Annotated in this window: 31 protein-coding genes; 21 read left to right on the forward strand and 10 right to left on the reverse strand. The window is 69.3% G+C overall.

Annotated elements, in window-relative coordinates; genetic code table 11:
* The first annotated feature begins 31 nt into the window (after nt 1–31).
* The 6 genes from SM452_RS17375 (at nt 32) to SM452_RS17400 (ending at nt 7,483) form a co-directional block, all read left to right on the forward strand.
* Entirely contained in the window at nt 32–1,492 is a 1,461-nt protein-coding gene (locus SM452_RS17375; RefSeq protein ID WP_463840287.1) for an ATP-binding protein, read from the forward strand.
* A gap of 16 nt (nt 1,493–1,508) precedes the next feature.
* Nucleotides 1,509–3,329 carry an acyl-CoA dehydrogenase gene (locus SM452_RS17380; protein ID WP_355512954.1) on the forward strand — a complete coding sequence of 607 codons (1,821 nt, stop codon included), beginning with the start codon at nt 1,509–1,511 and terminating at the stop codon, nt 3,327–3,329.
* A 642-nt stretch (nt 3,330–3,971) separates the two neighbouring features.
* On the forward strand, nt 3,972–5,987 hold the full coding sequence (gene fxsT, locus SM452_RS17385) for an FxSxx-COOH system tetratricopeptide repeat protein (protein WP_355512957.1): 2,016 nt from the start codon (nt 3,972–3,974) through the stop codon (nt 5,985–5,987).
* Between the two features lie 47 nt (nt 5,988–6,034).
* Nucleotides 6,035–6,547 carry a hypothetical protein gene (locus SM452_RS17390; protein WP_355512960.1) on the forward strand — a complete coding sequence of 171 codons (513 nt, stop codon included), beginning with the start codon at nt 6,035–6,037 and terminating at the stop codon, nt 6,545–6,547.
* Nucleotides 6,548–6,881: 334 nt separating this feature from the next.
* Nucleotides 6,882–7,109: an SMI1/KNR4 family protein gene (locus tag SM452_RS17395; RefSeq protein WP_463840386.1), complete on the forward strand. Its 228-nt coding sequence runs from the start codon at nt 6,882–6,884 to the stop codon at nt 7,107–7,109.
* A 5-nt stretch (nt 7,110–7,114) separates the two neighbouring features.
* Complete coding sequence (locus tag SM452_RS17400) at nt 7,115–7,483, forward strand: hypothetical protein (RefSeq protein WP_463840288.1); 369 nt, start codon at nt 7,115–7,117, stop codon at nt 7,481–7,483.
* 74 nt (nt 7,484–7,557) lie between these two features.
* Here SM452_RS17400 and SM452_RS17405 read toward each other — a convergent pair whose 3' ends face one another.
* Nucleotides 7,558–8,082, reverse strand: coding sequence for a suppressor of fused domain protein (locus tag SM452_RS17405; RefSeq protein WP_463840387.1), 525 nt, complete (start codon nt 8,080–8,082; stop codon nt 7,558–7,560).
* A gap of 24 nt (nt 8,083–8,106) precedes the next feature.
* Between SM452_RS17405 and SM452_RS17410 the strand changes: the two genes are divergently transcribed.
* Together SM452_RS17410 and SM452_RS17415 are read left to right on the forward strand one after the other, a co-directional pair.
* Complete coding sequence (locus tag SM452_RS17410) at nt 8,107–8,235, forward strand: hypothetical protein (protein ID WP_463840394.1); 129 nt, start codon at nt 8,107–8,109, stop codon at nt 8,233–8,235.
* A gap of 99 nt (nt 8,236–8,334) precedes the next feature.
* Entirely contained in the window at nt 8,335–8,490 is a 156-nt protein-coding gene (locus SM452_RS17415) for a transposase (RefSeq protein ID WP_355512991.1), read from the forward strand.
* A 524-nt stretch (nt 8,491–9,014) separates the two neighbouring features.
* On the opposite strand, the gene SM452_RS17420 is transcribed toward SM452_RS17415, so the two are convergent.
* Nucleotides 9,015–9,866 carry a GntR family transcriptional regulator gene (locus tag SM452_RS17420; RefSeq protein WP_463840289.1) on the reverse strand — a complete coding sequence of 284 codons (852 nt, stop codon included), beginning with the start codon at nt 9,864–9,866 and terminating at the stop codon, nt 9,015–9,017.
* A gap of 71 nt (nt 9,867–9,937) precedes the next feature.
* Here SM452_RS17420 and SM452_RS17425 point away from each other — a divergent pair, with 71 nt between their 5' ends.
* The 6 genes from SM452_RS17425 to SM452_RS17450 all read left to right on the forward strand — a co-directional run bounded on the left by SM452_RS17425 (nt 9,938) and on the right by SM452_RS17450 (nt 13,441).
* Nucleotides 9,938–11,128 (forward strand): helix-turn-helix domain-containing protein, encoded by a 1,191-nt coding sequence (locus tag SM452_RS17425; protein WP_355512971.1) that lies wholly within the window; start codon nt 9,938–9,940, stop codon nt 11,126–11,128.
* A gap of 224 nt (nt 11,129–11,352) precedes the next feature.
* Nucleotides 11,353–11,793 carry a hypothetical protein gene (locus SM452_RS17430; RefSeq protein ID WP_436798927.1) on the forward strand — a complete coding sequence of 147 codons (441 nt, stop codon included), beginning with the start codon at nt 11,353–11,355 and terminating at the stop codon, nt 11,791–11,793.
* Nucleotides 11,790–12,008 (forward strand): hypothetical protein, encoded by a 219-nt coding sequence (locus SM452_RS17435; RefSeq protein ID WP_026268310.1) that lies wholly within the window; start codon nt 11,790–11,792, stop codon nt 12,006–12,008. Before SM452_RS17430 ends, SM452_RS17435 begins: the two co-directional genes overlap by 4 nt.
* Nucleotides 12,005–12,178: a hypothetical protein gene (locus SM452_RS17440; RefSeq protein ID WP_357209628.1), complete on the forward strand. Its 174-nt coding sequence runs from the start codon at nt 12,005–12,007 to the stop codon at nt 12,176–12,178. The genes SM452_RS17435 and SM452_RS17440 overlap by 4 nt, the downstream gene beginning before the upstream one ends.
* 19 nt (nt 12,179–12,197) lie before the next feature.
* On the forward strand, nt 12,198–12,725 hold the full coding sequence (pyrE, locus tag SM452_RS17445; protein WP_209961548.1) for an orotate phosphoribosyltransferase: 528 nt from the start codon (nt 12,198–12,200) through the stop codon (nt 12,723–12,725).
* Complete coding sequence (locus tag SM452_RS17450) at nt 12,722–13,441, forward strand: hypothetical protein (RefSeq protein WP_463840290.1); 720 nt, start codon at nt 12,722–12,724, stop codon at nt 13,439–13,441. Before pyrE ends, SM452_RS17450 begins: the two co-directional genes overlap by 4 nt.
* A gap of 58 nt (nt 13,442–13,499) precedes the next feature.
* Here SM452_RS17450 and SM452_RS17455 read toward each other — a convergent pair whose 3' ends face one another.
* Both SM452_RS17455 and SM452_RS17460 read right to left on the reverse strand, forming a co-directional pair.
* Nucleotides 13,500–14,012, reverse strand: coding sequence for a TFIIB-type zinc ribbon-containing protein (locus tag SM452_RS17455; RefSeq protein ID WP_262014439.1), 513 nt, complete (start codon nt 14,010–14,012; stop codon nt 13,500–13,502).
* 120 nt (nt 14,013–14,132) lie between these two features.
* Nucleotides 14,133–14,717 carry a GIY-YIG nuclease family protein gene (locus SM452_RS17460; RefSeq protein WP_463840291.1) on the reverse strand — a complete coding sequence of 195 codons (585 nt, stop codon included), beginning with the start codon at nt 14,715–14,717 and terminating at the stop codon, nt 14,133–14,135.
* Nucleotides 14,718–14,927: 210 nt separating this feature from the next.
* Between SM452_RS17460 and SM452_RS17465 the strand changes: the two genes are divergently transcribed.
* Nucleotides 14,928–15,359, forward strand: a complete 432-nt coding sequence (locus tag SM452_RS17465; protein WP_463840292.1) for a hypothetical protein — start codon at nt 14,928–14,930, stop codon at nt 15,357–15,359.
* Between the two features lie 27 nt (nt 15,360–15,386).
* Here SM452_RS17465 and SM452_RS17470 read toward each other — a convergent pair whose 3' ends face one another.
* Entirely contained in the window at nt 15,387–16,031 is a 645-nt protein-coding gene (locus tag SM452_RS17470) for a CGNR zinc finger domain-containing protein (RefSeq protein ID WP_463840293.1), read from the reverse strand.
* Between the two features lie 55 nt (nt 16,032–16,086).
* On the opposite strand from SM452_RS17470, the gene SM452_RS17475 reads away from it, so the two are divergent.
* Together SM452_RS17475 and SM452_RS17480 are read left to right on the forward strand one after the other, a co-directional pair.
* Nucleotides 16,087–16,833 carry a metallophosphoesterase gene (locus SM452_RS17475; protein ID WP_262014436.1) on the forward strand — a complete coding sequence of 249 codons (747 nt, stop codon included), beginning with the start codon at nt 16,087–16,089 and terminating at the stop codon, nt 16,831–16,833.
* 12 nt (nt 16,834–16,845) lie between these two features.
* Nucleotides 16,846–17,478: a LysE family translocator gene (locus tag SM452_RS17480; RefSeq protein ID WP_463840388.1), complete on the forward strand. Its 633-nt coding sequence runs from the start codon at nt 16,846–16,848 to the stop codon at nt 17,476–17,478.
* Between the two features lie 238 nt (nt 17,479–17,716).
* On the opposite strand, the gene SM452_RS17485 is transcribed toward SM452_RS17480, so the two are convergent.
* The 4 genes from SM452_RS17485 to SM452_RS17500 form a co-directional block, all read right to left on the reverse strand.
* Nucleotides 17,717–18,667 (reverse strand): DUF1963 domain-containing protein, encoded by a 951-nt coding sequence (locus SM452_RS17485; RefSeq protein WP_463840294.1) that lies wholly within the window; start codon nt 18,665–18,667, stop codon nt 17,717–17,719.
* A gap of 247 nt (nt 18,668–18,914) precedes the next feature.
* Nucleotides 18,915–19,568, reverse strand: a complete 654-nt coding sequence (locus SM452_RS17490; RefSeq protein ID WP_463840389.1) for a nucleotidyltransferase family protein — start codon at nt 19,566–19,568, stop codon at nt 18,915–18,917.
* A gap of 15 nt (nt 19,569–19,583) precedes the next feature.
* Nucleotides 19,584–20,288, reverse strand: coding sequence for a response regulator (locus SM452_RS17495; RefSeq protein ID WP_463840295.1), 705 nt, complete (start codon nt 20,286–20,288; stop codon nt 19,584–19,586).
* Nucleotides 20,281–21,513: a sensor histidine kinase gene (locus SM452_RS17500; protein ID WP_262015498.1), complete on the reverse strand. Its 1,233-nt coding sequence runs from the start codon at nt 21,511–21,513 to the stop codon at nt 20,281–20,283. The genes SM452_RS17495 and SM452_RS17500 overlap by 8 nt, the downstream gene beginning before the upstream one ends.
* 131 nt (nt 21,514–21,644) lie before the next feature.
* Between SM452_RS17500 and SM452_RS17505 the strand changes: the two genes are divergently transcribed.
* On the forward strand, nt 21,645–22,187 hold the full coding sequence (locus SM452_RS17505; RefSeq protein WP_463840296.1) for a hypothetical protein: 543 nt from the start codon (nt 21,645–21,647) through the stop codon (nt 22,185–22,187).
* Between the two features lie 624 nt (nt 22,188–22,811).
* Here SM452_RS17505 and SM452_RS17510 read toward each other — a convergent pair.
* The gene (locus SM452_RS17510; protein WP_463840297.1) at nt 22,812–23,342 is read right to left on the reverse strand and encodes a pyridoxamine 5'-phosphate oxidase family protein; all 531 of its coding nucleotides are present in this window, start codon (nt 23,340–23,342) and stop codon (nt 22,812–22,814) included.
* Nucleotides 23,343–23,806: 464 nt separating this feature from the next.
* Between SM452_RS17510 and SM452_RS17515 the strand changes: the two genes are divergently transcribed.
* The 3 genes from SM452_RS17515 (at nt 23,807) to SM452_RS17525 (ending at nt 26,895) form a co-directional block, all read left to right on the forward strand.
* Nucleotides 23,807–24,439 carry a hypothetical protein gene (locus tag SM452_RS17515; RefSeq protein WP_355509463.1) on the forward strand — a complete coding sequence of 211 codons (633 nt, stop codon included), beginning with the start codon at nt 23,807–23,809 and terminating at the stop codon, nt 24,437–24,439.
* A gap of 20 nt (nt 24,440–24,459) precedes the next feature.
* Nucleotides 24,460–25,269 carry a DUF5984 family protein gene (locus SM452_RS17520; protein WP_463840298.1) on the forward strand — a complete coding sequence of 270 codons (810 nt, stop codon included), beginning with the start codon at nt 24,460–24,462 and terminating at the stop codon, nt 25,267–25,269.
* Nucleotides 25,270–25,419: 150 nt separating this feature from the next.
* Nucleotides 25,420–26,895 carry a tetratricopeptide repeat protein gene (locus SM452_RS17525; RefSeq protein ID WP_463840299.1) on the forward strand — a complete coding sequence of 492 codons (1,476 nt, stop codon included), beginning with the start codon at nt 25,420–25,422 and terminating at the stop codon, nt 26,893–26,895.
* Nucleotides 26,896–26,977: the final 82 nt, after the last annotated feature.

Raw genomic sequence — 26,977 nt, forward strand, 5'->3', positions numbered from 1 at the left:
AGCGGACGCCGCCGCGAGGAGAGGGCTGCCGATGACCGAGGTACGGCCGGACGAGGAGACGGTGCCGCTGCTCGGCGCCGAGGTCCGCATCACCGACGCGGCCGGGCTGCTCGCCGCCGCCGTCGACGGGCCGGTGGACCTGCTGCCCGGCGGCGGCTTCCCCGCCCCGGTGCGGGAGGTCCGCTGCACAGTGCGCGCCGACACCGCGGCCGAGCCGCCGGTGCACCGCTTCGAGGCGTACCTCCGGGTGGAGGCCGCACCGGCGGGCCTGATCGCCCTCGGGCTCGCCGGGCCGGTCGGCCTGCTGCTCGCCGAGCGGCTGGCCGCGCGCGGCGGCGACGGCCCGGCCGCCGCGGTGGGCCGGATCGCCGCGGAGGCCGGGCGGCGGATCTGGCCGCGACCGGTCGCCACGCTCGTCGCGCCGCCGCGCGACCCGGCCGGCCGGGAGGTGCTGCGCGCCGCCGAGGAGGCGGGGTTGCGGCCGCGCGTCGACCAGGACAACGGCACGGTACGCATCCGCGCCGACGTGCCCAGCGCGGAGGTGAGCCCGGCGCACCTGCGGGCGATGCTCGGTCTGCTGCTCCAGGCCGTACGCGAGTTGTCCGGCGACAGCGACGAGCCGACGGTGCTGCGCGGACGGACGTACCTCGTGGGGCGGCGACCGGTGACGACGGCCGGGCCGCGCAGCGCGGCGGTGACCCTCGACCAGGTCGGCGGCCTGCCCGACGTGGTCGCGCGGTTCCGCGAGGTGGCGGTGTCGTTCCGGCACCCGGCGGCGATGGCCCGGTGGGGCGCGCGCCGGCCGCAGGGCATCCTGATGTACGGGCCGCCCGGCACCGGCAAGACCATGCTGGCCCGGGCCCTGGCCAACGAGGTCGGAGCGGACTTCGTGGAGATCCGCACCCCGGAGATCCTGGACAAGTACCTCGGCGGCTCGGAACGCAACATCAAGCGGATCTTCCGGGAGGCACGCCGCTACCGGCGGCCCACAGTCATGCTGTTCGACGAGTTCGACTCGATCATCAGCTACGCCGGTGCGGGTGGCGACGCGGCCAGCCAGGCCGTCAACGCCGTCGCGGGCATCTTCAAGCAGGAGATGAACACGCTGTTCGAGGAGAACCCCGACGTCATCGTGGTCGCCACCACCAACTTCCCGCACCGCGTCGACGCCTCGCTGATCCGGTCCGGCCGCTTCGACCTGAAGATCGCCATTCCGGCGCCGGACGAGGCCGGACGCGCGGAGATCCTCACCAAGATGGTCCGCGAGCTGATCGACAAGCACGAGCGGCCAGGATTTCGGATGTTCGCCGACGACCTCGACCCGGCCGCGCTCGCCGCCGACACAGCGGGGCTGACCGGCGCGGACCTCCGCGAGGTGCTGCGCCGGGTGCAACTCGCCAAGGCGCTCCGGGAGGCGGCGGAGGGTGCGCCACCGGCTCCGATCGGTCAGGATGACCTGCGGGAGGCCGTCGCCGGGTTGCGCCGCGGCTGACCGGAAGGAGTCCACATTGTCCTCGTCCGATCTGCTGCTGTCCCGCCGTGACCTCGCATTCCTGCTGCACGACTGGCTGGACGTGACCCGGCTGACCGAGCGGCCCCGCTACGCCGAGCACACCCGGGAGACCGTCGACGAGGTGCTGGACCTCGCCGCCCGGGTCGCCGCCGAACGCTTCGCCCCGCACAACCGGGCCGCCGACACCGGCGAACCCACGTTCGACGGGCAGCGCGTGCGGACCATTCCGCAGGTAAAGGCCGCCCTGGAGGCGTTCGCCGAGACCGGGCTGCTCGCCGCCACCATGGACGAGTCGGTCGGCGGCCTGCAACTGCCGCACACGGTGGCCGCCGCCGCCTTCGCCTGGTTCCAGGCCGCGAACGTGGGCACGTCGGCGTACCCGATGCTCACCCTCGGCAACGCCAACCTGCTGCTCGCCCATGGCAGCGCCGAGCAGATCGACACCTGGGTACGCCCGATGGTCGAGGGACGGTTCTTCGGCACCATGTGCCTGTCCGAACCGCAGGCCGGCAGCTCCCTGACCGACCTGACCACGCGGGCCGAGCCGCAGGACGACGGCACGTACCGGATCGTCGGCACCAAGATGTGGATCTCCGGCGGCGACCACGAACTCGCCGAGAACATCGTGCACCTGGTGCTCGCCCGTATCCCCGGCGCGCCGCCCGGCGTGAAAGGGCTGTCGCTGTTCATCGTGCCGAAGGTGCTGCTCGACGACGACGGCAACCTCGGGCCGCGCAACGACGTGGTGCTGGTCGGCCTCAACCACAAGCTCGGCTACCGGGGCACCACGAACACGTTGCTGAACTTCGGCGAGGGCGTGCACCGGCCGTACGGGCGCGCCGGGGCGGTCGGCTACCTGGTGGGGCAGCCGCACCAGGGGCTCGCGGTCATGTTCCACATGATGAACGAGGCGCGCATCGGCATCGGCGCCGGCGCCACAGCGCTCGGCTACACCGCGTACCTGAAGTCCGTCGCGTACGCCCGGCAGCGCCCGCAGGGCCGCCCGGTCGCCGACAAGGACCCGACCACGCCGCAGGTGCCGATCGTCGCCCACAGCGACGTACGCCGGATGCTGCTGGCCCAGAAGAGCTACGTGGAGGGCGCGCTCGCACTGGTGCTCTACTGCGGACGGCTGCTCGACGAGCAGAAGACCGCGCCCGCCGAGGCCGACCGCGAACGGGCACAGCTGCTGCTGGACCTGCTCACCCCGATCACCAAGAGCTGGCCGGCCCAGTGGTGCCTGGCCGCCAACGACCTGGCCATCCAGGTGCACGGCGGGTACGGCTACACCCGCGACTACGACGTCGAGCAGCACTGGCGGGACAACCGGCTCAACGCCATCCACGAGGGTACCCACGGCATCCAGGCCCTCGATCTGCTCGGCCGCAAGGTCACCATGCGCGACGGCGCGGCGCTGGAACTGCTGCTGGAAACGATCCGCGGCACCGTCACCCGGGCGTGGAAGGCCGACGGGTTCGCCTCCGAGCTGGCCGGTCAGCTCGGCGCGGCGGTGGACCGGATCGCCGTGGTGACGCGACGGTTGTGGGCGCCTGGTGATCCGGAGCTGGCGCTGGCGAACGCGTCGGTGTACCTGGAGGCGGTCGGGCACGTGGTGATCGCGTGGATGTGGCTGGAGCAGGTGCTCGCGGTGGAGGCGCTGGGATCGCCGGACGGGGCCGAGGGGGAGTTCCTGGCGGGGAAGAGGCAGGCGGCGCGGTACTTCTACCGATGGGAGCTGCCGAAGGTGGGGGCGCAGTTCGACCTGCTGGAGGGGTTGGACCGGACGACGCTGGACATGCGCGAGAGCTGGTTCTGAGCTCGGGAGCCGACGTCTGGGCGGTTCGGACCGACGAACAACGACCGCGATGGACGTTCACGCCGTTCGCGCACGTCGGTCCGCTGGTATTCGGAATGACCCACGAGCAGGTGCAGGTGGCTGTGCACGGCGGTCTCGGCGTTGCCTCCTCCGAAAAGGCGGCGGCGAATCTCTGGCTTGAGCAGGCTGCGGGCGCGGTGCCTATCGGATCTGCGGTCACTGGACGGAATGCGTCTGGTGGGCCAGCGGCCCTCACGGCTGGAGCAGGAGTTCACCGAGCACCTCTCGGCGCACAGCCTCGAACTGAGGTACTCGCAGGGCGGCGATCGTGTTCGCCGCAGTACGGGCTGGTGCTGCGGGCACAACGGGCCGGTGATGTGGTGCTCAGCCGCCCGGTGACGGTGGCGAAAGCGTGGGCCGAGGGCTGCTGGGACGTGAGCGAAGGCTGCATCCCGACTCGTGAATGGGCGACGTTCGCGTAGTGAAAGAACGTCCTCGACGGAGAACTCGGCTCGGCACAGCCATAGACAAGCTGTAAAGTCTAGACTCTACGGTCTACCGTTGGCGCGCTCCTCGAAAGCGGGGTAACGGTTGAGAGGAAACGCGCGGTGGCTGGTAGCCACCGGTGCCAGCGCAGTGCTGGTGGCCGCGACCTGGCTGGCGTGCCAGGTGTGGGCCGACTTGGACGTACAGACCTCAGCAACCGTAGCGGCGCTCGTATGTCCGGTCATCGGTGCGGCCCTGGCTGCGTGGGCCGGCCATTCGGGAGAGCAGAAGGCGGTGGCCGACTCCGACCCGCCGAATGGGCGTCGCGAAGTCGTCTACAACCTCCCGCCACGTAACCCCTGTTTCGTGGGACGAGACATTCAACTCGCCGCTTTCGAGAACGGCCTCGAGGAGCGGACGTCGACTGTCGTCCAGGTGCTCCATGGAATCGGCGGCGTCGGAAAAACCACGCTGAGCACCGAATACGCCTATCGTCGACTGGAGCGCTACGACCTGGTCTGGTGGATCGATGCGGAGACGCCGTCGATGATCGGCGGCCAGCTGACGTCACTGGGCGTAGCGGCCGGATGGGTGAAGACTGCGGCCGACATCCCATCGGCTCTCCGCGAGGTGAGGCTCCAGTTCTCCCGCACCGATCGATGGCTGCTCATCTTCGACAACGCTGAGGATCCGGCCGCACTGGCGCAATGGGTGCCCCTGGGGCCGGGCCACGTCATCATCACGTCCCGAAATCCCGCCTGGGAGTTGGTGGGAGATCCGGTTGCGGTGGACCCGTTCTCGCGGGCCGAATCGGTGGCTCTCATGAGGCGTCTGTCGCCCACGTTGAGCAGCGCTGAGGCGAATGACATCGCCGGCCGCCTCGAAGACCTGCCCCTGGCGGTCGCTCAGGCGTGCTCCCTCATGAACGAGACAGGCATGTCCGCGGCGGAGTACCTCAAGGAGCTGGACCGAAACGGTAGGGACCTGCTGGAGGACGGGCGCCTGCCCACCTACCCCACGCCGCTGACACAGGTGGTGGTGACCGCTCTCCGGCGGCTGGAGGAGGAATCCCCGGCGGCCGTACAGCTTCTCGAGATCTGTTCGATGATGGCGGCCGAGCCGCTCCCCGTGGAGTTGTTCAGGCCAGAAGTCGCCGTCGTGCTGGCAGAGCCGCTGGCGGCGCAGTTGCAGACCACGCTGGGGATGCGCCGAACGCTCGGCTGGATCTCGCGCTATGGCCTGGCACAGGTGGATGGGAAATCGATTCTGCTGCACCGGCTCGTGCAACTGGTGATCAGTGGAAGCATCGAGGCGGAACGCCGCCCGGAGATCCGCCGAAGGGCCGACGAGGTCCTGGCGAACCTCTGCCCGGCCGACAGCAAGAGCACGTCGTCGTGGGAACTCTGGGACCGGCTGATGCCGCACCTGCTGGCGAGCGACCTCGTCGCGACCCGATCAACAGCAATGCGATCCGCCGCTCATGCGGTGGCCTGGTATCTGCTCGAGCGCGGCGAGCTGAAACGCGGACAGGAGCTTGCCGCCAACCTCTACGAGCACTGGCGGGTCTCCCTCGGGCCTGATGATCGGCAGACTCTCTCCACTGCCCACACCCTGGCTAGTGCGCTCTGGCGGCAGGCACGATACGCGGAGTGTCAGGACATGGCTGTCGAGGTGTACAGGCGGAGCCGCCGAGCCTTCGGCGAGGACCAGCTGCTCACCCTCAACGCAGCGGACCACGTCGCTTCCAACCTCCGGATACTCGGCAAGCCTCAAGAAGCTCGTGCCCTGCACGAGGACACCTTGAAGCGGAAGGCGAGGATCTTCGGCGAGGAGCACCTGGAGACACTGGGAACCGCGCACAACCTGGCTCTGGATCTTCGGGCCCTCGGGTGGCACGAGGAGAGCCTGGCCCTCAACCAGGAGACCTACGTGCGTCGGCGGAGAGTACTCGGCGACGACCATCCCCATACGCTGCTCTCGGCCTACGACGTGGTGATCGATCTGCTTGCCGCCGGTCGCACCGATGAAGCTCTGACCCTTTGCCGGGAGACGGTGAGGAAACGGATCGAGGTGCTCGGCCGGGAGCATCCGGAGACGGTGAAGACGACACGTCTCGCGGAACAGATCGTGTCGGGCGCGGAAATGGACACCCAACCCCGCCTGTCTGGCTGACCGTTACCGGATAGGGTCCGCCGGCCTGCCCGCCTACGATGTCTCGCATGGCTTCGTGGTTCCGCCTCGGCCGCGTCGGCATCCTCGTCATCCCCGTCGCGACTGCGGTCGTAGCGTGCGGCACTGACCACCGCCCCTTTACTCCGGAACCCGGGTCGGCGGCCCGGAAGGTCACTGTGGTCCGAGGAGACCAGACTTACCCGGTGACCGCCGAAGTGACCGCCTGGAAGACAACTGTCCACCCTCAGGCACCCGAGCGGGGTCCGGCGGTGCACTTCCACTATCGCTTCACCAGCGGGAACCGGTGGGCCGCCACGGAACACGTCGAGCTTCAGGCCTGCGCGGTCGACGGTCGCAGAGTCGTCATCCTGTGTACGTTGATCGTCAAGGACTCACTCGTGGACGGCTGGTTCGGGCCCAGCAAGGAGCTGGACCTTGCCCGTACATCTGACGTCCTGCTTCTGCCGTATCAGATGTACGCGGGACTTCACGCCGGCGATCCCAAGGACCACGACGGTTATGTCCCGCCGGAGATTCTCGGCCCAGGCAGCCAGCTCTGACAGGCCGATCCACTCGTCATGTCCGGATGATCGAACCGGCCGGGGCGGTGCGACAAACGGCACCGGTCCATCGGCGGCTACCGCGCTGCCATGATGGCCAGGTGATCATCCCCGGATACCTGGACGGCTACGAACCGCCGATCCTGCGGTCGCCGCTGGTCGACGGGTCAGACCTGATGTCGCAGGCGATGTTTCTGGCCCGCCGATGAACGCCTCCCGCAGCCGCACGAGCGCGCGCCCGCAGCACAACGTTTAGGGTGTTGCCGTGATCCTCTTGGATTGGTCGGATGTACCCGATCGCCTGGGCAGATTGTCGACGCACCCGTCTGCCGGCATGGTTTTCGGAGCCAACGGCCACCAGTGGCGACGCGAGCCGCCTCTGACCACGGATGAGCTGGCCGAGCTGGAATCACAGTTAGATGTCGAGTTACCCGCCGAGTACCGTTCCTTCCTCCTACAGGTCAGTCGCGGGGGCGCGGGCCCGGCGTACGGCCTCTTCCCCGTTCAACGGGTAGACGACCGCTGGCGCTGGAAGGCGACGGTGCCGAACTCACCGACCTGAAGACGTTGAGCCGGCCGTTCCCGCACACCGATGCATTCAACCCCGCAGACGGCCTGCCCGATCCCCCTGGCAAGGCGGACTTCGACTCCGAAGACAAGTTCAACGAGGCTGAAGACGCATACTGGCAGCAGCACGAAGCTGTCGTCTTCTCGCCCGAACACTCCATCGGGCTGCTCTACCTCTGTCACCTCGGCTGCGCCTACCGCGAAGCCCTCGTCATCAGCGGACCAGCTCGCGGTCAGATGTGGGGCGACGACACCGCCAGCGACGGCGGATTCCTGCCTCTGCACGAGCCCGACGGGAGCCCGACGGGCTTCACGCGCTGGTACCGAGGCTGGCTCGAACGGGCCGAAGAGCAGACCCAGTCCCGATGAAGCCGGAACGCTCTGGAGCACGGAAGGCCGCAGAAGCGCGCACGTGACCTTGGTCAGCGCGTCCGGTCGAGCTGTCAGGCGTACGAGGGCCGGCGCGGGTCCAGCAACTCGGTGATGCGGCCACGGTCGAGGACTTCGATGAGTGCGTCGGTACCGCGTTCGACCTTGACTGCAATCTCCTCTGGGTGCAGAGGGATCAGCGCGAGCAACGCGATTCGGATGCCGCCGCCGACGTCGATCGTCCGCGCCTCGGGCGGCACCCGCAGCATCGGCGCGACGACGACTCCGGCGAACGGGGTGTCCGTAGCGTACGGCTGCGCGGGATCGCCGTTCGGCACGGAATGCCATTCGCCGATCCAGGTTCCGTACTCGTGCGGCAGCCGCGCTACCTGCTTGAGGATCCGCAGCGGCCACCCGGTCTCGTCGCCGAGCCCGGCTACCTCGGTCAGCGGCCAGTCTGCCGGCAGGCTGAGCATCAGTTCGGCGTACGGGCTGATGTCGTGGCCCTCCGGGACCGTCATCGGCAGCTCACTCATCCCTGAAGTGACCAGCGTCCGGTACGGGCGTTCCTGGGTCGGGGCCACGACATGGACATGCACACCGACCAGGTGTGAGGCGATCTCGTGGTAGACGAACTCGACGGGCCCGAAGTGTTCCTCGATGTGTCGGTCGATAGCGTCGGCGAAGGCCCGCTGCGGCCCTTGCGCCGGTACGAACCCGTCGTGCAGCGACTGATGACGGAGGACTCCTGACCCGCGCGACTCGTCCATGGCGACGCAGCCTATGCAAGGGCCCAGCGGGGCGCGACCGGGGCATGCTCATCGGCACGTGCGTGCACGGGGATCGAGCCGATACATACCCGATTCCCCAACCGGGCCCACTTCGCCTCCTGGAACGGCACCGCCCCCATCGGCGCGTCCTCCGGCGAGCAGGTACGACACCGGCTCTCCCGTGCCGGGAACCGGCAGATCAACCGGGTGCTGCACATCATGGCCACGGTCCAGTAGCGTAATCCCACCGAAGGACGCGCCTACTTCGACCAGAAAAAGCCTTCGGCAAGACATCGATGGAAGCGATGCGCGCCCTGAACGACGGCTGTCCGACATCGTCTACCAGTGCATGATCAGCGACGCGGTGGCCACGGCGGCGGGCCCGGGAGGACAACGGGGAACAACTACTGGCTCCAGCGTGACCGACTCTCATCCCCCAGCCGGCTCTTCGGAGAAGTCACTTCCCGGACCCGCCGAGACCCAGGATAGAACTCTCCTCCCGGCGGTGTCCTGACACAGAGGGAGCCAGATCCGGATGTGTGAGACAGGAGATGTGGACGAGGGTTTCCTTGGTGTCGTGCAGGACGCAGAACGTCCGGTCGCGAGCCCGGATCGGCGCCATCAACCGGTGCGCGCTGCGCGCTGAGCACGCCAGCTTCGAAGTTGAGGCTCATGGTTCCACGTGAGGAGCGGTCGTCTTCGCCGGAGGCATCCCTCGTCAGCCGAGCTTGTCGACACCGCAGCAGCCCCGTCGCGCTACCTCAGTCGATGGGAAGGCGGTAGACGAGGTCGTATCGGCCGCCGGGCAGCACGATGTCGGCCGTCTCCACCGGCGTACCGCTCGCCGTGTAGGTCCGCTCGATGGTGTGCACGAACGTGCGGGCCGGCAGGTTGAGCGCCTCGACCTCCTCCGCAGTCGCCGAGCGAAGGCTCACGCGCTCCTCAACCTCGTCGACCCGTACGCCGATGGCGTCCATACGAGCGACGACGCCCTCCACGTCGCCCTTCTCCGGCCACTCGATCGGAGTGCCCTTGGTGAGGTTAAGCGGTTCGTACGACACGGAGAGCTGTATCGGCTCGCCGTCGGCGAGGAAGCGGTATGAAGTCCGCATCACCGGCGCTCCCGGCTCGATGCCGAGCCGCGCGGCAATCCGCTCATCGGCCCGCTCGTGTCGGCTGTCGTGCTCCCAGGTGCCCCGCTGCCCGGCGCCGGCTGCGTCGCGGGCGAACGGGGAAGTCGGGCCGTCGCCGGAGCGTACTTCGCGGCTTCGGGCGTGACGGACCAGTCGGGTGGTGTCCCGGACGTATACGCCGGATCCGGCTCGACCCTCCACGATGCCCTCGCCCTTGAGGACGGCGATGGCCCACTTGGCGACGGTTCGGCTCACGTCGTACTGGCGCATCAGGCCGGACTCGGACGGCAACTTCGCTCCAGCGGGGAGTTCTCCGGACAGGATCGCGGCACGTAGGTCGGCGGCGATTGCCAGGTAGGCGGGCGGCGTTGGCATGTCGGTCACACCTCCGGTCGGCCCAACCAGTCGATCACAGAGCGCGGGGGAGCGGCAGGTAGGACCCGCCTCGTCGTCGATGCGAGAGCACCGACCCACGTACACTGGCGCACGGGTATGCCGGCTCACTGGCCGGTGCCGAAGTCCCAGCCCTCGTCCTGGGAGGCAGGCGAGACATGGCCAGCAAGGCCGACACGATCGGTGCCCGGATTCGCTACTGGCGGATGCGCCGTGGCGGGATGAGCCAGGCCGTTCTCGCCGGGCTCGCCGGGGTCAGCCAGTCCTACATCTCCCAGGTCGAGTCCGGCCGTAAGACGATCGACAGGCGCTCCACCCTGGTCGCCGTCGCCGCCGCGTTGCAGATCACGGTCGCGGACCTGCTCGGGCAGGGCACCGAGACGGGCGACCCGGCGCGTGAGCGCGCGGCCGAGTGCGTACCGGCGATCTGGTCCGCACTCATCGAGATCGAGGACGGCGAGCGGCGGCCGTCGACGCGTACCCGGGAAGCGCTGGCGGCGGGCATCGCCCGCAGTGAGCAGCTCCGCCACCGCTCGAACTTCCCGGCCATGGCCCAGATGCTGCCCGGCCTGCTGCTGGAGGCGGCTGCGGCGGGCGGACCGGCGCTTGCGCAGGTGGCGTACCAGGCGTCGGCCTGCCTGCGGCACCTCGGGTACCGCCACCTGGCGTTGAACGCGGCGCGCGTGGCGGTGACGGCGGCCGAGGACGTGGAGGAGGCGGCGTGGCTGGGCGCGACCCGTTTCGCGTACGCGCAGAGTCTGCCGATCGAGTCGGCGCCCCTCGCCGCGCGGGCGGCTGACCGGTCGCTCGCGGAGCTTCAGTCCGCCGCCTCCGACGAGCGGGTCCGGCAGATGCTCGGCCAGTTGCACCTGTCTGCGGCTCTGGCCTCGACAGTCAGCGGGCGCCTCGACGCCGCGCGTGACCATCTGACCGAGGCTGCCCGGGAAGCGGCGACCCTCGGCGACCCGGCGGACGGCATGGGGTTCAACGGCTGCGGGTTCGGGCCGACGAACGTGACGCTGTGGGAGATGTCCATCGCGGCCGAGTCCGGCGAGCCGGGCCGGGTGATCGAGCTGTCCCGCACGGTACGGCCGCAGGTGCTGGCGGCGTCGATCCGGCAGATGTCGTACTGGCTCGACCTCGGGCGGGCGCTGGCCGATTCCGGTCGCCGGGACAACGAAGCGATCGCCGCGTTCGTGCGCGCGGAGCAGGCCGCGCCGGTGCCGTTCTCGCTCAACCCGCTCGCGCAGGACGCCGTCGTCGCGATGGCGCAGCGGGCCAAGCGGCGGGCCGTGCCGAACGAGCTGCGTCTGCTGGCCGGGCGGCTGGGCATCAGCCTGGCGGCATAACCAGCGGTAATTTCTCCATCACCATGCGGCCCTAGTGTCCGTTTTCGGGTGAGGAAACGCCTCATCCTGCCGGGCGTGACGCCGCACTCCCTTGTGAAGTGATCCGTTGCGCCGGAGCGGACGGAGGTGGTGATGGGCGGTCGTAACCGTTGGCGCCCCACGGGCCAGGAAGCGCAGAAAGCCGAATGGGAGGCGGCGAAGCGGAGAATCCTCGGGCTGGCTGAATCCGATCACGCGCAGGCAACGCCCGGCGAGTCCGCAGCGGCGCGAGCGCCACATCGGGACACCGACGTCGCCGCACCCGCCGAGCCGCGCCTGCCGTACGAGGGCTACCTCCTCGCCGTCGCGTCGACGCTCGTACGCCGGCATCGCCCGGCCTGGTCGTGGCGGAAGTGGCGGTGGGTGTGTCGGTGTGGTGCGGAGCTGCCGTGCCGGAATCGCCACCGCGTACCGATCAATCGCGGTCACTGGCCGCCGCAGGAGGACCAGTGAGGACTGCGGAACAGGCGATCCTGGCGGTGCACGTACGGGGTCTGGACGGGATGTGCGTGGGTTGCCGGCTGTGGTGGGCACGGCTGACTCCGTACCCCTGCTGGCAGGTCGCCTGGGCGACCAGCCGGCAGGCGCGCGCGAGCGTCGCCCGCTTCCTGGGGGTGCGCGGGTGAGCACCCATGGGCCGGTGCTGCCGGTCTGGACGTGCGGTGGGTGCGGTGCGCCGTGGCCGTGCGCGACGCGGCGGCGGGAGCTTCTTGCGGAGTACGAGGGTGCGCCGGTGTCGCTGGCGGTGTATCTGGGGGCGCAGTTGGTGCGGGCGACGGCGGATCTGAGCTGGGCGCCGGCGGGGACGTTGCACCGGCGGTTCCTGGGGTGGGTGCGGTGAGCGTGTTGCGGGCCGGCGACGAGAAGTTCCACTACAGCGACGGGTCGCACCGGTGGACGGCGCCGGATCCGGAGTACGACCAGGAGGCGTGGGAGGAGCAGGTCCGCCAGCACAAGCTGGGTCACCTGCGCAACGAGCGTCCGAGGGTACGCATCCGACGGATCGTGTGACGGGTGCGAGACTGGGCCGGTGACTCACCCGCTCGCGCGCCGTGTCTACGACACCTGCCACCTCACCGGCCGGTTCCATCTTCGATCCGGGCAGGTCAGCGACGAGTACTTCGACAAGTACCTGTTCGAGGGGAAGCCGGAGCTGCTGCGCGAGGTCGCCGAGGCGATGGTGGCCCTGCTGCCGGAGTGCGACGTGCTGGCGGGCATGGAGATGGGCGGCATCCCGATTGCCACGGTGATGTCGCAGCTGACCGGGCTGCCGACGGTGTTCGTGCGCAAGCAGGCGAAGGAGTACGGCACCGCGAAGGTGGCCGAGGGCGGGCCGGTGAGCGGTCTGCGGGTCGTCGTGATCGAGGACGTCGTGACCACGGGAGGCGCGCTTCTGGCCTCGTGCGGACACCTGCGCTCGGTCGGTGCCCAGGTGGAGACGGTGGTCTGCGCCATCGACCGCGAGCAGGGTGGGCGGGAGAACCTGGCGGCCGAGGGACTGCAGCTCCGCTCCGCCCTGACTCGCCGGGACCTGGAAGCCGCACTGACGGCCAGGTGATCATCCCCGGATACCTGGACGGATACGAACCGCCGATCCTGCGGTCGCCGCTGGTCGACGGGTCAGACGTGATGTCGCAGGCGATGTTCTGGCCCGCCTTCCTCGCCACCGTCGGCGGAGCCGCGTCGGCACCGGACGCCTTCGGTGTCGATCCAGCCGATCTGGAGCCGATCGTCGACGTATTCCTCGACCCGGACCGATGGCCGGTGATCTCGCTACCGCTCGCCGAGGGCTGTCGCCTGCACGTCGTCATGCGCAACTACGAGGACGACGGTGGCGTCGACTATGTGCTCGACCCCGGCACCGGCGACGTGTCGATCCCCCTCGCCGCGATGGAGGGACATTTCCGAGGGCCGGCGTTCGCATGGCAGGAGGTGGTCGCCGCAGCGCGGCAGCCGGATCCGGACCACAGGCCGGCCGAGCGGTTGCTCCTGCTCGTTCCGGCCTGTGCCGACAGCAGCCGCCCGAGCACGGCCGTCGACCTGACAGCGGAAGCCCTGGCCACTCTCGGCGCCCGGTCCGGTGTGCGTCAGCTCAGTGAAGAACTGCTTAACAACCTCAGGTACTGGGGGCCGTGCCGGTGGACGTGCGTGGACGGCGTCCTCGTCGGCCTCGGATCGGCCACCTACCGCCGTCACGGAGGTGAACTGTCGCCGGAACGACTCCGTCTCGTCGCCGCCGCGCTCCAGCCCGGTGATGCCGGCATCAAGCGGTAGTCAGGGAACGTGCTCGTCACCGACAGGGCCTCGTTGGCCGGCTTGGTGCCGGACGCCGTCAGCCGGACGTCAGGTTCCACCGTGCGGGCAGGGTGCCACCGCACAGGGCGCAGGTGAAGTCGTCGTCGCGCACGATGTTGCGCTCACCGCAGCCGGGGCAACGACGAAAGATGACCCGGTCGGTGAAGCGACCAGGGTGGGGTACGCCGATTCGGTCGAGTGCCTTCGCCACAGCGGGCCAGCAGTCCGGATCGGGGCAGTAGCCGGTCGACTGGTTTGTGACCTCGCCGGCGCGCCAGCCGCCACCGGCCGAAGCAAACGCCATCTCACCTGCCGCAAGCACGTCCCGACCACCGGCAAGGGCGATGTGTTCGCTCCGACGCGGCGCCAGTCTGAGCATGCCGTCGAGATCGACAACGAACGTGACCGGTTCGCCGAGGTCTCCAGGGTCACGCCCAGCCAGCCACTCGTCGAGCGAGGCGATCGAGTGCACGGTGACAGCGTCCACCGCGACCACCCGCTCACGGAACTCGGCCGGCCCGACATAGGCATACTGCCTCGTCTGTGCCACGGCGCGACGATAGCCGACCAGGGATCGAATGCGGCTACTGCAATTCCGGTCAGCGGATGAGCAGGCGTCTGCTCGGCCCGGATGGGATGCGGCGCGAAGCCCGTCGGGTTGCGGGCTTGGCTAAGGCTGGGCAGGGCCGCTGCTGGCGTTGTAGGCGTTCTTGGCGGCGACCACTGCCGCCTGGATGTGCTCGGGGTCGACGCCGTGGACGTTGAGCGGCGGGTGCAGGCGCCGGACGAGTTCGGTCTCGATGTCCGCCGGTTCGGCATCCTCCGCCCAGGTCAGGCGCAGGTGCTCGTGCATCCACGCGGTCAGCCGTGCCTCGTCCTCGGGAACCAGGACGACCCGGTCGGTCCAGGTCGTCCGGTAGCCCTCGGACACGAGGAGACCGGCCAATGTGCGGCGCAGGGTCGAACTGCCCGAACGCCTCAGGTGGTTGCGCAGGACCCGGCCCCGCAGGCTGGTCGCCCGGCCGAGATAGAGCATCCGCCGCGACGGGTCGCTGTCGTTCGGCGGTCCGGGGAGGTCGGGGAGGACCGAGGGAGCAGCCCACCACGCGTAGACGCCGCTGCCGCGGGCGAGCCGCTTGGCGGCGACGTCGAGTGCGACCGGTGCAGCGGAGAGGAACCGCAGGGCCTCGTCGAGCCGGGCTTCGTCGGTCGGGACGTCGGCGGGCCGCCGTTCGGGGATGGTCACCGGGACCATCCTAGGCTCTTGGCGGGTCGCGATCGGGTGGGGACCCTTCCCGCAGGACTCCTGGATGCCGGTAGGGCGATCAGCAGGCGACGGTCACGACCTGCTCGGCCGGGCGGTGCCGAGGTGACCGAGCGCCCGCCCGATCTGCGGCAAAGGAGTGCACGCGCCTCTGCTGGCCGACGGCGGGCTGTGTGCCGTTCGAGATGTGATCGTCGCCGCATGTACGAGCGGGCGGACGAGTTGCGGCGATTGCTCGACGAGTGGGACTTGATCGGTGTCTTCGATGCGGAGACCAACGTCGACGAGTACGGCTGCATGCTCTTGCCGTCGTTGATGAGGCTGGCTGGTGGAGCGGGCGGCAGCGAGATTCGGGAGTGTCTCGGCGAGGAGATTCGCGGTCACTTCGGCATGTCGCCCGAGGGCGTCGGCACCGGGCCCGTGGCCGAGCGTCTGGTGGCTTCGCGTCTGCCTGGGCTGCCCCGGTCGGCTGCCGAACGATCTCGGCGAACCCGACGTCGGCCAGGATCGAAGCCGGCCACCGCGCCGTGCCGCCCCGGAGCCATTGATATTGGCCAGGCCCTCGGACGGCGGCAGGTCAGTGCGGCTCCGTCTGGCGGCTGTGCAGGCGGTTTCGCAACTCGTCCGGGCTGAGGTAGCCCAGTGACCGATCGTTTGCGGCTACCGCTCGGCCTGGTGCCGCTGGTAGTGGCGGGCGACGCGGGCGCGGTTGCCGCAGGACGGCTTGCACCATTGCTGGCGCGCGTGTTCCTGGAGGAAGTACCGCACGCAGCGCGGCGCCGGGCAGGCGCGTAGCCGTTCCCGCTCGGGGCTGGCGAGGAGGTCGACGGCGGCGCGGGCCAGTGCCGCAGTGAGCCGTATCCGCAGCTCCGCCGGGGCCGAGTGCCGGGTGAGGGTCGGCGCCGCGTCGTCCGGCCAGCGCAGCCGCGGGCTGGTGGGCAGCCGTCCGGCGGCGTCGTTGAGGTGCCGCACCGCGTCGGCCGGGGTGAGCAGCGATGAGTGGTCGGCCCGGCTGGGCGGAGCCGGCGCGACCGCGCGGGCGAGCAGAGTGCGTACGGCGCGGCGCAGCGCCACCACGTCGAGCCGGGCCTGCTCGTCGGGCAGGCCGGCCGGCGGTGCGAGGTCGTCGTCGTAGCGCCGTAGCGGCTCGGCCTGCTGGCGCAGCCACCGGGCGAGCCCGGGGGCGTCGGCGAGGTCGTCGGTCACGCCGCCGTTGCCGTCGTGCCGGATGGTGCCGGCCAGGGCGAGCGTGAGCTGGCCAGACATGACTCTCCTGTCGTCGCGCTGCGAATTGTGGATCTCCACGAAGCCAGTGTAGCGTCCCTAACGCATAAAGCGCCTAATCCCATTAGGGGGAATCGTGCTGACCATCGCGCACCTCAGCGACACCCATCTCGATGACCACCCGCGTTCGGCCGAGCGGACCGCCCGGGTCATGGACTACCTGCACAACCTGGCCCGCCCGGTCGACGCCATCCTGATCACCGGGGACATCGCCGACAACGGGCAGGTGTCCGAGTACGAACTCGCCGCCAAGCTCTTCGCGTCGCCACACCCGGTGCTGGTCTGCCCCGGCAACCACGATGTGCGCGACGCGTACCGCAAGGGGCTGTTGGGCGAGGCCGCGAGCGGTGACCGCCCGATCAACAGCCGCCACGACGTCGCCGGCGCCACGTTCCTGCTCGCCGACTCCACCATTCCGGGGCGCGACGACGGGCACCTGGACGAGGAGACCATGGGCTGGCTGCGCGATCAGCTCGCCTCCGTGGCGGCCGACGTCCCGGTCTTCGTCGCCTTCCACCACCCGCCGGTCGCGCTGCACCACCCAGTCATCGACGACTCGCGGCTGCTGCCCGCCGATCCACTCGCCGACCTGGTCGCCGCCCACCCGCAGGTCGTCGCCGTGCTGACCGGGCACTTCCACACCGCCGCGGCGAGCACCTTCGCCGGCCGCCCCCTGCGCATCGCGCCGGGCGTGGTATCAACCCTCCGGATGCCGTGGGAGGGCGAGGGGCCGCTGACCGACCAGCGGCAACCGCCCGGCGTCGCCTTCCACGTGTACGACGACGCCGGGCTGCTCACCACCCACTACCGGGTGGTGGTCTGACCGGTGACCGGGATGGGCATGCTGGGCTTCGCGCTCGCCGTCGCGCCGATCACGCTCACTCCCGGCACCAGCTTCGCGCTGGTCGTCTCGCGGGTGGGCGCAGGCGGCCGGCGCCAGGGCTGGTGGGTCATCCTCGGTACGGTGACCGGGTTGTACGTGCACGCCGTGCTGGCCGCAGCCGGCCTGGCGGCGCTGGTGCTGCGCTCGTCGCAGGCGTTCTGGACCGTCAAGCTGGCTGGCGCCGCCTACCTCGTCGGGCTGGGCCTCTGGCTGCTGGTCTCCGCGACCCGCCGGCGGCCCGCCGCACCTGAGGCGCCGCCCGCCCCGACAGGATGGCGTCGGCTCCCGGGGCGCGCCCGGCATCCGTACCTCCAGGGGCTGCTCGGGAACGTGCTGAATCCCAAGGCGGCCGCCGTCTACCTGACCCTGGCCCCGCAGTTCCTCGATCCCTCCGGGCCGGTGCTGGCGCCCATGCTGCTACTCGCCACCGCGCACGCCGTGCTGCACACCGGATGGCTGGCCGGCTGGACGGCGGTCACCGGGGCGGCCGCGCGGCTGCTGCGCACCGACCGGGTGCGCCGCGCGCTGGACCGCATCACCGGCGCCGTCCTCGTCGGCCTGGGCGTCCGCTCCGCGCTGAACTGACCTACCACCACAGTCTCGAGGTGATTTTCACCGACGTCGGATACCTGGCCTGCCCGACCCAGTTCCGGGATCCCCGGTTCGGCCTGGTCTACCACCACCGGGTGACAACCTTGCGCAGGGGAACGACTCGCCCCGGACCTGTGGCCGACAGAGCCATCGCGAGATCCACGCTCCGCCGGAGCCGCCGCTGCTCCCGACAGCGATGCAGCACGTTGACCCGGCCGGCACCTCTCCTCGCTCACTCGGTGAACTCGGTCCAGGAGACAGCGCGGTCGAACCGCTGGGCGGCGAGGTCGTCGACGCGGATCATGAAGCGGCCGAAGTAGACGTCGTCACGGGTCTCGAACTGCACCAACGGGAGCCACTCCCGGCGGACCCGCTGCAACTCCTGTTCCACGAGGAAGGCCTCCTGGGCGCGGTCGATGCCGGTGAGGCGGCCTCGAAGCTTCCTCTCCGCCATCTCCAGCTCAGGATCGTTGTACAGGTGGCCGTAGGACACGCCACCGGTGTGCCACGAGTAGCCGCCGAACTGGAAGGCGGCGGAGTCGGCGGCCGGCCAGAGCCGGTCGACCAGGGCACACAGTTCCCGACGATGCGGCATGTCGCGCGCCAGCTGCTGCGCAAAGACGGACAGGTCCGCATCCTCCGCGGTCAACCACGAGGGCACGGCGGCCTGGACGACAGCGAAAAGGTCCTGCTCGGGAGCGATGAAGTCACGGTCCGCGTAGTAGGGATGGGCAGCGTAGTTGGCTGGCAGCTGCGCCACGGTCTCTGTGCCGGCCCTGACATGAAGCAGCCGTCCGTACTGCTGCTCGTCGCTGCGCTCACAGACGTCGTAGTCCTCTTCGTGATGCAGGAACACCAGCAGGGAGCCGTCCGACGGTAGCGGCAGGCGCTCGACCCGCGGCAGCGCGGCACAGTCGAAAGACGCGATGAACGGCAGCGGGTAGCCCTCCGGGTCGGTGGGCCACGGCATGCCGACCGGGAGCTGCGGCAGGCCGCCGGCCTGGCCGACGAGCAGGTCGGCGGGCCGCTGGGGCGGCAGATCCCGAGAATGCGCCGCGAGCTCGCCGTTGTACTGCTGACTTGTCCCGATGGCGAAGCGCAGCAGTTCGGCGAACGTCGCCGTCTCCGTCTCGGTGAAGCCCGCGTCGGTCGCGGCTCGCCGCAAAAGCCCATAGTGATCCACGGACGTCATGCTGACAGGTCTGATTCGACCGGCGGCGGCGTCCCGTATCCGATCTTCGGCATTACCGGACGTTTCGTCTTCGGCTGACTGGCCTCACGAGGGCTGCGGTGATCGTCTTGCCTCAGAGCTGATAAGCCGCTGAACTGCGGTGGTGGAGGTGCGCCCGGCAGGATTTCGACCTGCGGCCTTGGGGCTAGAGGAAGATCGGAGTTGGTGGGTCGACTTGGCTGTACGGATGGCTGTACGGCTACGGCGGAACGACAGTGACTTGCGGCCAGCGTCTGCTGGGGTCATGGCGCGAGAGACGCGCTCGTGAAAGCTCGACCGTGATCCTTCGTGGATTGCGCCGCCACACCCCATCGAGGAGGTCCTCCAGCCCACGCGGGGCACAGACGTGCAGTGTCTCGGCAGAGTCGAGACGCACGGCGACACAGGTAGCGGTTTCGGGCCAGGTGGCCACGGCATCGGCTACGGATCCGAGTGCATCGACTGGACCCGTACCGAACACGCTCTCGTACCAGGTGTGCACCGCGGCTTGGTTGGTCGCCTCCCACGGGACCGCCGGATCATGGCGTCGTAGAAGCTCGGTTGCCGCGACGTCGCTGCCCGGGGTGAGGTCGCTGGCGTCGAAGAATGCAACGTCGACGTCCCGAACGTCCCGGGGGTTGAAGCCGGCTCCATACCGTTGGCCCCAGACGAGATCCCGCAGAACACCCGCCCCTACCCACGCGTCCGGTAGACCAGCTTCCCGCACGGTCGTCAGCACGTTGAGTAGCCACCGACACGACACGATCAGCTCGGCCAATTCGCCCGGTCGGGATGACAGTGCGTTGGCCACACGCCGTTGCGGATCACCCGGGAACTGATTTCCGTTCAAAGTGACGGTGTCGGTCTGCCACATCACGACGGCATCCTCTCACTTTCCCGGCACCACTAGACCGACCTCGTAGGCGCACACGACGAGCTGGGCTCGATCACGGGCCGACAATTTGAGCAGCAGTCGGCTCACGTGGGTCTTCACCGTGTTGAGGCTGACGGTGAAGTGTTCGGCGATCTCCGCGTTCGACCGGCCTGCCGCAACCTGAACCAGCACTTCCCGTTCGCGCTCGGTCAGTTCGTCGAGCGCTCCCGGTGCGGTTGCCAAGGTGTGGCCGGACGTGCTTCGCACGAACTCCGCGACCAGTCGGGTGGTCACCCGTGGGGTCAGCAGGGCCTCACCACTGGCGATGATGCGGATGGCGCTGAGCAGGTCTTCCGGAGGGGTGTCCTTGAGTACGAAACCGCTTGCTCCGGCACGCAGCGCAGCGAAGACGTGCGCGTCCTCACCGAAGGTCGTGACGATCAGCACACGGGCGTCGATGCTGTCGTCGTCGGCGATGTGCCGGGTGGCTTCGAGGCCGTCCATGACCGGCATGCGGATGTCCATGAGCAGGACGTCCGGCCGAAGTGCACGGCTCTGCCGGACCGCCGCGGCACCGTCGGATGCCTCGCCGACCACCGTGAGCCCTGGTGAGGTTTCCAGGAGCACCCGGAATCCGGCTCGTACCAGCGCCTCGTCGTCCACGACCAGGACACGGATCGGCTCGGTAGTGCCGTCGGCGCCGACCGCCGGTTCAGCCACGGCGCTTCCCCTCGCTGCGGTCAGCGTGTGCCGTCCGGCTCGTCGATCGTAGTGGGAACTGAACGCGCACTGCGTAACCACCGTCCGGACATGGGTCGGCCGTGACGGTGCCCTCGTACAACGCGACACGGTCCCGCATCCCGGCCAGGCCGTGTCCGCTGCCGGGCCCGGCCCCGGACGGACCGGCGACGGGGGCGGCGTTGAGCACCGAGATGCTGAGTCCGTCCGGGCCGCTGGTGACCTCGACGGATGTTGTCACCCGGCCGGCGTGGCGGACCACGTTCGTCAGCGCCTCCTGCACGACCCGGTAGGCCGACTCCTCGACCGGTGGTGGTGCGCCGGCCGTCTCGGACAGTGTGAGCGTGATCGGGTAGCCGTCATCGCGGAGATTGTCGACGAGCGACCGGATGTGTGCGAGTGTCGGTCGTTCGACGGCCGGGCCGGCCGTCAGCGCACCCGCCGTGCCCAACGGATTCCCCGAAGCGTCCCGCAACGAGTGCAACACCGCTCGTAACTCGTCCAAAGCGCTGCGGCTGGCCGTCTCGATCGCCGACAGCGCGGCCCGCGCCTCCTCCGGCCGCTGTTCGAGCACCACCCGTGCCACGCCCGATCGGACCGCGATCATGCTCAGCGTGTGCGACACGATGTCGTGGACGTCCGCCGACACCCGGACCCGTTCCTCGGCGCGGACCCGGCGCTCTGCCTCCCGGGCCCGCTCCGCCGTCTCCGCGCGCAGCCGACGCTCCGCCTGTCGACGGGTACCGAACGCGTACCCCACCAACCAGGCGGGAATGGCGAGAACCAGTTGGATCGCGTTCTTCCCGGTGGCCGGGTGCAACTGCATCGCGATCAATTCCGCCGTGGTGACCAGCCCGACCGCGGCCACGCTGGCCCGCAGCGACACCTCGCGCGGAAGCCGATCGGCCACGGTCAGCACCGCGATCCCCAACGCTGGGCCCGCGTTGCTGTGGAACACAGTGAAGCCGACATCGGCCAGCGCCGCCACGGCGAGGACCAGCGACACCGTCACGAGCACCGGTATCGGGACCGCCCGGCGCGCCGCCAGCGGCACGGCCGCGGCGGTGCCGAGGACCAGGATCGCCGCCGTCGGCCCATGTCCGGAACCGCGGAGCAGGACCGGGAGAGTGAACAGTCCGAACGACCCGACGGCCAGAGCGATGTCGAGCAGATCGGGCGATGGCAGATCGGTCCGGCCCAGTCGCATGTGGATCACGCTAGCGAAACGTATCGACGAAGGCGTCATGCGCGAGAATGACCGTGCCGCCTCCGAGGGAGGCCCCGGATCATGCTGGAGAGCGACGCCCGGGCCGGTCGGTGTGGCGCAATGTTCCAGTCATGACAAACCACCGGCTGCAGTTGTCCCGTCCCGCCGTTTTCACCGCGACCGTTTCCGTGATAGCCGGACTGGCCAGCGGAGTCGCGAGGTACCTCCACCGATCCGACACGCTCGAACCACAGATCGCGGGCACTGAGGCGTGGCTGCCGCATCTCGGCGTCCTCGCGGTCGTGACCGTCTGGTTCGCGGTGGCATCCCGCCGTAGCCCGCTCGGCTGGAAAGTGATCTTCGTGCCGCTCGGACGTCCGATGGCAGCACGGATCGGAGCCACATTCCGGTCCGGGGCCGGCGTTCCGGCTTTGCTGCGCTGCCTGGCCGTCGCCTTCCTCGTACTGCTGGAGGTGTACATGGCCTGGCGCATCGGACTGCAGGTCTTCGCCGGGCTGGACCCGAACTTCACCCGCAACGCCTGGGGCGGCCCGTCGTACCTCGGCGCGATGTTCTGCCACTACCTCGACGGCGCCCTGCTGTACCCGATCTGCCACTTCCTGCTCCGGCGAGTCACTGTCCCCGCCCCCCGGGAAGAAGGCGTCGCCGCGTGATCGGACGAGGTGAACCCGGGCCACCTACCGAATGCCGATTCGGATAGAGCGGAATTCGGCAATGCAATACGCCGACGGCTTGTCCTCCGTCGACTGATGCGCGACAGCCGTCCACCAACTGTTCTGCGACGCCATGCTTATCGCGGCAAAGGAGTGCATGCGCCTCTGCTGGTCGACGGCGGGCTGTGTGCCGTTCGAGATGTGATCGTCGCCGCATGTACGAGCGGGCGGACGAGTTGCGGCGATTGCTCGACGAGTGGGACTTGCTCGGTGTCTTCGATGCGGAGACCAACGTCGACGAGTACGGCTGCATGCTCTTGCCGTCGTTGATGAGGCTGGCTTGGTGGTGGAGCGGGCGGCAGCGAGATTCGGGAGTGTCTCGGCGAGGAGATTCGCGGTCACTTCGGCATGTCGCCTGAGGGCGCCGGCACCGGGCCCGTGGCCGAGCGTCTGGTGGCTTCGCGTCTGCCTGGGCTGCCCCGGTCGGCTGCCGAACGATCTCGGCGAACCCGACGTCGGCCAGGATCGAAGCCGGCCACCGCGCCGCCCCGGAGCGGTCGTTGCCGCCGCTGGGCACCTCGAGGACGGCTCAGGTTTCGTCGAAGAGTTGGCCCGTGCTGTGGATCAGGGCTGGGCCGCCACGGTGAGCTTCGCGATGTCTGGGGCATAGACGGTCATCCAGTGCGGATGCAGCCGGTAGTAGACCACGTCGTTGTCCCAGTCGAAGAGGTCGTCGCCGTAGAAGTCCTTCAAGTACGCGAGCACGTCCGGCCAGTCCGTGGCCTGGTCGCCGTTGCGGGGGTTGAGGATCTCCACCTTGCCGTGCGTGAAGACGCCGAGGTCCTCACCGCGCATGTGTGCGGCGCTGACGGCGGGCCGCGCCGCGAGGTGGCGCGCCTTGGCGGCGTCGGGCGCAGTGCCGAAGTACCACTTGCCTCGCAGGAAGTGCCCGTCGACACCGCTGATCCGCGGCTCACCCTTCGCCGTCACGCTGGACAGAGCGAGGGTGCACATGCCGGTGAGGACCTGGGTGAGCTGCTCCGCGTTCAGTGTGCGCGCGGTGTTGATGATCGAGCGGAGGTGGGAGGTGGAGCCGGCGAGGGAGGCGTCAAGGAGGGCTTGGAGCTTTTCGAGATCTTGTGGGGTTTCGCGCATGGAGGCCTTGTCTCTCCGCATCTGTCTGTGCCGTGGTCGGCGCCTCTCACCGGCGCCGACCGATGAACCCATGCTTCACCCAAAGCCTGACACCTTGCGTCATATTTCTTCAACTCTGCCTGCGACACGTCGGGTACCGCCGCCTGGTGTTGGGCGCGGGCGCGGGTGGCGGTGACGGCGGACGAGGACGTGGAGCAGGCGGCGTGGCTGAGGGCGACCCGCTTCGCGTACGCGCAGAGCTCCGGACGGGGCCGAGGGGGAGTTCCTGGCGGGTAAGCGGCAGGCGGCGCGGTACTTCTACCGGTGTGAGCTGCCGAAGATGGGGGCGCAGTTGGTGCGCCACACAGACAACTCTGTCGCCGTGTCGTGCCGGGCCCGGTGACAATGCTTGCCGGACGGTGATACGACGAGGGTCGAAGGGCGTTGCTGAAGTGGGTCGACGGTTGGGCGGAAACGAATGGCCGGTGATGGTCAGTACCGTTCACCTCGGGCGCCATCGGTACCGGGTCATGCGGCCGGCAAAGCCGCCGGGGTTCGCCGGTCTGTACGAGGGCCGTCTTGGAGCCCAGTTCTGCCTCGACAAGGAAACAGCGATGCTGCTCGCGCTGGCGTGGGGGCTGGCTGCCCGGTCGCCGCACACGATCGTCTATCTTCCCCTACGTCGCGCGACAGTTCCTGACCATCACGGTTGGGGGCGCCCGCTCGACCTGGTGTTGCTGCATCACCGCCTCGCGTTCCCGCCGTCGCGGTGGAAGCAGGTCCGTTCCCGGTTGGGGACGGGTCGGCCACACACCGTCGTCCTACCTGGCGAGGCGTGGCCGGCGCGGTCGACCGATGATCACCGGCGAGTCCGGTATCAAGAGTTCCGCGATCATCTGCGGCGGGACATCGCCGCCGACACGTTGGTGCTCACCGGCAGCCGCGAAGCGTTCGAGTTGGAAGCCGACCAGGTCCGTGCCCTGGCCGAGGAGTGCCCCGCCCATCGCGCTCGCATGCCAGGCACGCACTGTTGCGCCGAGATCGGCATGGGCAGAACCCGCCGCCACCCCGACCGACGCCGGCCGTACGCCGAACTTCATGCCGAATACGCGCAGTGACGTTACTGGATACTGCTTCGATGATCAGGTTCCGGTTCGAGCTGTACCCACTCGACGAGGTGTCGCCGTGGGGCAGGGGCCAGCCGAGGCTCCACTGGTTCGGGCTCACCGAGGGCTGGTACTGGCTCGAAGCAGGCGGGCAGGAGCTGCTGCGCGGCGCCCGGGAGGTTCATCCGCATCCCTACGTCGAGTACTACCTGGCCCGGCTCTGGGAAGACGTCATTGCCCTTACACCCGAGGTGCTGGAGCCGGTGCCCGACGATCTGCAGTCGTTCATCGCCTCCCACCCCGAGCAGTGGACGTGTGACCCTCTCGAGTTCGTGGCCGAACCGGATGAGGGACAGACCGACGACGGGAACGCGGACGTGCCCGACCATCCAGTCGTCACGGCCGCGATCTGGCACGGCGAGCATCACCTGGATTTCGGTTACCTGCGCAATCCTCCCGAGCTCCGATTCTGGCGTGCCATCCGTGGCGATCGCGACGAGATCACCATGGATTGGCGGCACGAGGACGACGGCGAGATCGGTTTCACCGCCGACCCCGCAGTCCGACGCAGCGTCCCGACCACCGCTTACCTTGAGGCCGTGCACATCCTCAACCGCGAGCTGATGGACGCCATGGGGCAGCGGGTCGAGGAGCTGGAACGCCGTGGCGGGCTACCTGGCGTGGACCTTGACGTCGTCCATCTGCGGCGGGAACACGAAGACCGGCGGCACTGGTTTGCCAAGAACCTCGATCGCTCCCCGAAGACCGACTGGGACGTTGTCCGCCAAGGTGCCCGCCTGCTGCTCGGCGACGTTCAACGGGCCGACGCCCCGGCGGGCTAGGCATTCCTTCGAGCACCCGACCGGTACATCATCCGCTTATCGGCTAGATGCGGATATCCGATCATGGGAGGTTGGTGGCGCCGTTCCTGCCTCGCTCGAGGTCTTCGGGGGGTACGCGGAACATCAGTAGGTGGACCTAGACTGCGGCTCGTGACGACACCCCCCACTGCGGTCGAGGTGGCCTTCGCGCTGTTGCGGGAGGGCCGTATGGGCGATGCCGAGAACCTCATGACGCGCGAGCTGCAGGCCGTTACTGACAAACACGGTCACGGCAGCCCGGAATGGGCCTCGGCCCAGTGCGACCTCGGCAATGTGCTGCTCAACGCCGATCAGCTCGACCGCGCGATCGAGTGCTACCGGCGTGCCGTCTCCGCGACGCCGCGGGATCACGAGTCCCGCAAGGAGCAGTTGACCTGCCGACTCAATCTGGGCTTGGCGCTGCGCATGGCCGGACGGTTCGACGAGGCCGAGACGGAGTTGCGCCTGGGGGTGCAGGAGCGGCTCGCCTTCTACGGCCGCGAGCACGCCGGGTACGCGTTCGGTCTTGAGCCACTGGCAGACCTGCTGCGGCAGCGTGGCGACGTCGCAGGTGCCCGGCAGGTCGTCGAGGAGGCGGTGGCCAACCTGTGGCGTAACGGGCACGAGCGGGTGGCCTCCGCGTTGGCGCTGCGAGCAGCGATTGTGCACGCCGGTGGCACCGGTGAGCCGCTCTTCGTGGGCCTGGACCAGCTGCCGGACCAGGTCGTCGAGGAGATCGGACGAGTCGTCATTCAGATGCTGGACCACGACGACCCGGCAACCAGGCCCCTGCTCACCTCCCTGGTCGCCGCGTTGGAGGAGCGGCTCGGCATCGACCACCAGGCGACGCTCAATGTCTTGTCCGCACTGGCGAACCTCGGCCGTGATCTCGGTGACCAGGTGGGGCGGGTCGACGCGATCGAGCGCGTGCTCGCTTCGTACGACCGGCAGGGCCGGCAGGAGGAGGCGCTGATGGCGGCGCTCGGCTTGGCTGTGGCGCAGGGCGAAGTCGGCGACGCCCAGGCGGCGCTGGGCACGTACGCGTCGTCGTACGCGAGGGCGGAGCGCATCGGTCGTCCGGAGCTGCGGAGTCAGGTGCTGCGCAACTGGGGTCTGGCGCTGAAGGAGGCCGGCCAGGTGGACCTGGCGGAGCAACGGCTGACCGAGGCAGTGAACCAGGCGCGCCGCGGCGCCGACCATGAGATGGTCGGGCGGGCCTGCATCGCCCTCGGACTGTTCCTTCAGCATCAGGCACGGCTGTCGGAGGCCCGCACGGTCCTGGAGGAGGGCCTGACCGTCATGGATCCCGTACACCCGGACGCGATCATCGGCCGCAGCCACCTCGGTGCGGTTCTGGATGGCCGCACCTGCGGATGCGGCGACATGGCGGGCACGATCGCCGACGCGTTCCGTGGGTTCGTCATCACCAGGCTCCCTGCGGACCTGCTCGACCGCCTCGACGTGGCGATCGTCGACGGCGACTTCAAAATCGACGTGGCACTGCGGCGAGAACCCACCGAGTCCGAACTCGAACGGCTCAACGACGTCTTCCAGACCGCCCACGCGGAGTTCCGCCGCCGGATCAGCGAGCCCCGCTACGCTGGTTGACCGCACGACAGCCGCCGCAGGACCAGGCCGTGCCGGTCGAGGTCCGGACGGGATGCGAGGCTGGACGCGTGGCTTCCCGATC

This window comes from Micromonospora sp. SYSU B005 (assembly GCF_055362685.1).